Genomic DNA, 1120 nt, shown 5'->3' on the forward strand with positions numbered 1-1120 from the left:
ATCGAATGCAGAGAAAACGCCCGGTCAAGCCGATGCATCGTCGGTTTGACCGGGCGTTTTCTCTTTGAGGGCATGAGTCTCGTCAGGCTGCGAGCTAGCCGGCTATCGCTTGGAATTGACGCGGTAATGGAAGATCTCGGGGTGTGTGCGAGTGTGCGTCACCTCAAACAAGATGCCATCCGAGGTGTACGACTGACTCTCCATGACGGCAACGCAGTTGTATTTGCCGAGGTCAAGATAGCTGCAGTCTTCATCGTTGGCGAGCTCGACACTCACCGTACGGCGGCTCGCCATCACTTTGACACCGCGCTTGTGCTCCAGATAGCCGTAAATAGAATCTGCCGCGATCTCGGGGGTCAGGCCCTTGGCGATCGACGCCAAAAAATAGCCATGGTCCACTTGGCGCGCGTTGCCGTTGAGGCTTCGGACACGCACTACGCGAATAAGCTCCTCGCCCACCCTAAAGCCCAGGCGACAAGAGAGCTGCTCGGTGCAAATCAAATGTTCAAAGAACTTAACGACCGTCGATGCAACGGCATTGTTGCGCTTTGCAAACTCGCCAAACGACTCAACCTCTTCGAGTGCGCCCAACATGTCGGTTTCGCCCTTAAGCCAAATAACGCGCACGCCCTTGCCGTGTATGGGCTGCACAAACATCCCGTCGGCCAGCATGCTCAAAGCGCGGCGGACGGTATTGCGCGTGCAGCCAAATTCCGCGGTCAGCTCGGCTTCGGTTGGCAGCATCTCCTGAAACGCATAGGTCCCGTTAATGATGCGCGAACGGATCTCGCGGTAGATTCCTTCGTATATCGCTTTTGGCATTGTTTCACCTCTACATAATTTATTTCCGGCTAGGCACGATAGCATTTCTTAAAGTTGTTTAAACCGAATATCGGTAAAGCGACAGGATTTAACCGTTGACGGTTTCTGTCGTGCCCAAATCGGTTTCGCTCAAAACTGCCGGTACGACAATCGTCTGGTCCTCTACAATGAATCCATTGTTTAAACGTTTCCCCACGCGCAACGCGCCTCGATATTCGGAAGGCAGAACATGCTGCAAAAAATCCAACGCTTTGGCGGGGCGATGTTCGCTCCCGCCATGCTGTTTTCTATATCGGGC

General features: G+C 53.8%; 2 protein-coding genes. Both read right to left on the reverse strand.

Annotation, left to right across the window (positions count from 1 at the left end; translation table 11 throughout):
• Positions 1 to 102: 102 nt before the first annotated feature.
• Positions 103 to 822 carry a GntR family transcriptional regulator gene (locus tag AB5Z54_RS09845; RefSeq protein ID WP_368161416.1) on the reverse strand — a complete coding sequence of 240 codons (720 nt, stop codon included), beginning with the start codon at positions 820 to 822 and terminating at the stop codon, positions 103 to 105.
• 88 nt (positions 823 to 910) lie between these two features.
• Positions 911 to 1120: hypothetical protein (locus tag AB5Z54_RS09850; RefSeq protein ID WP_368161418.1), on the reverse strand; the 210-nt coding region annotated here is incomplete at its 5' end.

The organism is Collinsella aerofaciens (genome assembly GCF_040910185.1).
Classification (GTDB): Bacteria; Actinomycetota; Coriobacteriia; order Coriobacteriales; family Coriobacteriaceae; genus Collinsella; species Collinsella aerofaciens_BF.